Below are 3,288 nucleotides of genomic sequence, written 5' to 3'. Positions count from 1 at the left end.
GCAAAGGGGAGGGGACTACCTCGCCGGGCAATAATGCCGGAGTTTCAGGCGCTATCAAATCAGGAGCTGCTTGCGCTTGCCACCATTGGCCCGCAGCCATTTTTGATTGTCGAAAAAGTGCCTCGAAGACGTTTGGTAACACCTGCCACGGTGCCAAATGGCCTCTTGACGCGGGGGGAAAGCCTGTGGCCGGCCGTTTAGAGGTAAAATAGGCCTCCAACCCACAGCAGACAAGCGCCGCCAGCTATAAAAAATATAGCGCTCAGGGCTGATCCAGGCTAGTCCCAACCGGGGCCGGCGACCGCCAGAGGGCGGCCACCTGGTCCGCAAAGTGCTTGATTTAGGGGAAGGAAGCCCCAAATTCACTGCATGAACGCTACCCAATCTCATCCTCACAAAACCGACCTCACGGTTGCCCACGTACTGGCTGAACTGCTGGAACGGCTGGAACACAGCGCGGTGCCGGTGGGTGCCGAGCAGTACCGCTCCGTGGTGCTGCACCTGGTGAACGAGCTGGGCGATGTGGAACCCGGCACGGCGCTGGGCGCATTGCTCGACACGCACCCGGCTGCGGCCGAGCTGTATGAAAACGTCAATTACCAGTATGCGGGCCTGTGCCGGTCTGCGCTGGACGCCTCGCTCGCTGCCGAGCTGAAGGCCAAAGAGGCCATTGAAAAGGCCATGAAACCCATCAACCCCCAACTGAAGGAAGACCCCAACCATGGCAAGAGCTGACGCCAAAACCGCCGTACTCGCTGACGGCCTGCGCTACAAGTCCAAGGTGTCGGGCTCACCGTTTGCTGCCACCACGTCATTTGGCGCTGCCACGATGTCGTGTTTCATGTGCGGCAAGCACCGCGCCCGCTCCCTGATGGGCACCCGTAAAGTGCTGGGCAAGTCCCAGGCCGTGTGCTCGCCTTCGTGCAAGGCACTCGACGAAGCCCTCGAAAACGCCGCCAACCAAGGCTGAAGCTGAAACCACGGGGCCGGTAACCGCCGGCCTCTGGTCACGCTTGTTCACACTGGTCACGGTTATCTGCGGCCACGCACGGCCCTGATGGGGCCGTACGGCTTCTTGATCACGGCGCACGCCCGGGCGCATACTGTGCTGACGACTATTCCAACGTCCAAACGCACAGCTGAAAGGTGATTTTTCATGGCCGCCCCGTCCCAACCCGATCCGTTTCTCGAACCCGACGACGCCATCGATCATATCCATGGACCGGCGTCGGCTCCGGTCACTGTCGTGGAATACGGCGACTTCGAATGCCCGTCCTGCTTTCAGGCCTACGGCGCCTTGAAGGTCATGCTGCCGCACTTCGGCCGCCAGCTGCGTTTTGTCTTCCGGCACTTTCCGCTGCGCGAAGTGCATCCGCATGCCGAGCTGGCCGCCGAAGCGGCAGAAGCCGCCGGCGCGCAGCACAAGTTCTGGCCCATGTACGAGCTGCTGTTTACCAACCAGCACCACCTCAAAGACAAGCACCTGCTGGACTACGCCGCGCAGGTTGGCCTCGACATGGCCCGCTACCAGAACGAAATGAGCGACCACGTGTACCTGCAGCGCGTGCAGGAACACATGCAAGGCGGCCGCCACCTCGGCGTGCGTTCAACGCCGGCGTTCTACGTCAACGGCGTGTTTTGTGACGTGTCATTTGGCCTGCAGCATTTGCACGAAGCCATTGACAAGGCCTTGCCGGCCCCCGGCCCGGCCTGACGGTTTAGCCGTCAACCGGTTGCAGGGGCGTAGCCAGCGTCTTCTGCATAAACGCCAGGTCCAGCCAGCGGCCAAACTTGAAGGCTGCCTGCTTGATGGTGCCGCTGTGCTCAAAGCCCAGGCGCTTGTGCAGCTCGATGCTGGCGCTGTTGCTCAGGTCAATCGCGCCGACCAGGACGTGCATGCCTTGTTCCTCGGCCCTGGCCACAATCGCTTCCAGTAGCTTGCGGCCCAAGCCCTGTCCGCGGCTGCTTTTTTCAATGTAGACGGAGTGCTCCACCGTGTACTTGTACGCGGGGAATGCGCGAAACGTGCCGTAGCTGGCAAAGCCCAGCAGCGTGCCGGCGTCGTCCTCCAGCCCAATCACCGGGAAGTTGTTGGCCCGCTTGGCGGCAAACCACGTCACCATGCTTTCGGGCGTGCGCGGCTTGTAGTCATACAGGGCGGTGGAATTGGCAATGGCCTCGTTGAAGATGGCGAGGATCTGGCCGGCGTGGCGCTCTTCGGTACAGGTGACGGGGTGCATGGGAATTCTGTGGGTTTGGTGGGTTCGGTGGGTATGGGGTGGCTGTTGCTCCGCTCGCTGGTCTTCAGGCCCCAGTGGGCGTAGCGCGTACAGGTATTTTGCCGGGCCTCAGCCAGCGGCCGCAGAGCCGGGCAGGGGAACTGCCTGCGCGGCATGGCGCGCCCGTATGCGCCGCGCCTGCAACACCGCACCGATGACGTAGATCAGCAAGAGCACGCCCGTGGCGGCCTTGAGTTCGGGCGCATCGGCGTTGGGCAGCAGTGGTGCGCCCAATGGCAGGCGCGTCGATGTCTCGGTGATGGCCGGAATCATGTGGAACAGAAAGGTGATTGAATAGCCCAGCGTCTCAACATACGGCGAGGCACGGCCCAGCACCTTGGTGGTGCCCGCCACCCAGGCAATGCCCAGCACCAGCAAGGTGATGACGCCCAGCGCGTGCGGCTTGCCAAATCCGCCATGCTGGAAGATGCCAAAACCGGTGAGGCAGGTGACTACCGTGGCCCAGATATACACCTTGCCCAGCGTGGACGCGGCAATGATTTCCCTGTCGCGAAAGAAGGCGATCACGGCAGCCGCAACGGCCACCAGGCTGATGGCGGTGTGGATCACACCGAGGTAGGTCAAACCATAGATCATCGGAATCTCCTTGTGCCCTCGCAAAGCGGGGACGTGGGGTTGAACAAGCTGACATTCATGCCAAGCAAACGCCATGCCGCGCCGATTGTTGCCGGTGACGCCGCGTTTGCCTACCGTTTTACGGACCCATGCGGCCGCGGCCCGATAATCTGTAGCATCCCGTGGCCATTGCGCGCTGCTCACTGACACCAAAGTACTCATGAAGAAAACCTACCAGCTCAAGATCGAAGGCAAGAACCGCGAGCGCCTGCTCGAAGCCGCCAAACACGACATCCGCAAATACTTCAAGCGCGAACGCGCCAAGCCGCTGCCCAAAGGTGTGGACTTCTGGGACTTCGACTGCAAGTCAGGCTACAGCCAGGACTCGGCGGCCATGGTGCCCGAGGCCGGCCTCATCAAGTCGATTGACGAG

Annotated in this window: 7 protein-coding genes; 5 read left to right on the top strand and 2 right to left on the bottom strand. The window is 61.8% G+C overall.

Annotated elements, in window-relative coordinates; all coding sequences use genetic code 11:
• The 4 genes from AC1D0Z_RS18380 to AC1D0Z_RS18365 all read left to right on the top strand — a co-directional run.
• Positions 1 to 201 (top strand): hypothetical protein (locus AC1D0Z_RS18380; protein WP_477659637.1); only part of this gene is annotated, 201 nt, incomplete at its 5' end.
• A 168-nt stretch (positions 202 to 369) separates the two neighbouring features.
• Entirely contained in the window at positions 370 to 735 is a 366-nt protein-coding gene (locus tag AC1D0Z_RS18375) for a hypothetical protein (protein ID WP_477659636.1), read from the top strand.
• Positions 722 to 970 carry a hypothetical protein gene (locus AC1D0Z_RS18370; RefSeq protein ID WP_074574576.1) on the top strand — a complete coding sequence of 83 codons (249 nt, stop codon included), beginning with the start codon at positions 722 to 724 and terminating at the stop codon, positions 968 to 970. Before AC1D0Z_RS18375 ends, AC1D0Z_RS18370 begins: the two co-directional genes overlap by 14 nt.
• A 186-nt stretch (positions 971 to 1,156) precedes the next feature.
• Positions 1,157 to 1,714, top strand: a complete 558-nt coding sequence (locus tag AC1D0Z_RS18365; protein WP_477659635.1) for a DsbA family protein — start codon at positions 1,157 to 1,159, stop codon at positions 1,712 to 1,714.
• A gap of 4 nt (positions 1,715 to 1,718) precedes the next feature.
• Here AC1D0Z_RS18365 and AC1D0Z_RS18360 read toward each other — a convergent pair whose 3' ends face one another.
• Positions 1,719 to 2,240, bottom strand: a complete 522-nt coding sequence (locus tag AC1D0Z_RS18360; RefSeq protein WP_477659634.1) for an N-acetyltransferase family protein — start codon at positions 2,238 to 2,240, stop codon at positions 1,719 to 1,721.
• Between the two features lie 108 nt (positions 2,241 to 2,348).
• Positions 2,349 to 2,876: a hypothetical protein gene (locus AC1D0Z_RS18355; RefSeq protein ID WP_477659633.1), complete on the bottom strand. Its 528-nt coding sequence runs from the start codon at positions 2,874 to 2,876 to the stop codon at positions 2,349 to 2,351.
• A 199-nt stretch (positions 2,877 to 3,075) separates the two neighbouring features.
• On the opposite strand from AC1D0Z_RS18355, the gene AC1D0Z_RS18350 reads away from it, so the two are divergent.
• Positions 3,076 to 3,288: DUF6172 family protein (locus tag AC1D0Z_RS18350; protein ID WP_477659632.1), on the top strand; the 213-nt coding region annotated here is incomplete at its 3' end.

The sequence above is a fragment of the Polaromonas sp. P1_E3 genome, from assembly GCF_056405935.1.
The sequence above is the reverse complement of the archived record's forward strand: the minus strand, read 5'-3'. Positions and strand labels throughout refer to the sequence as shown.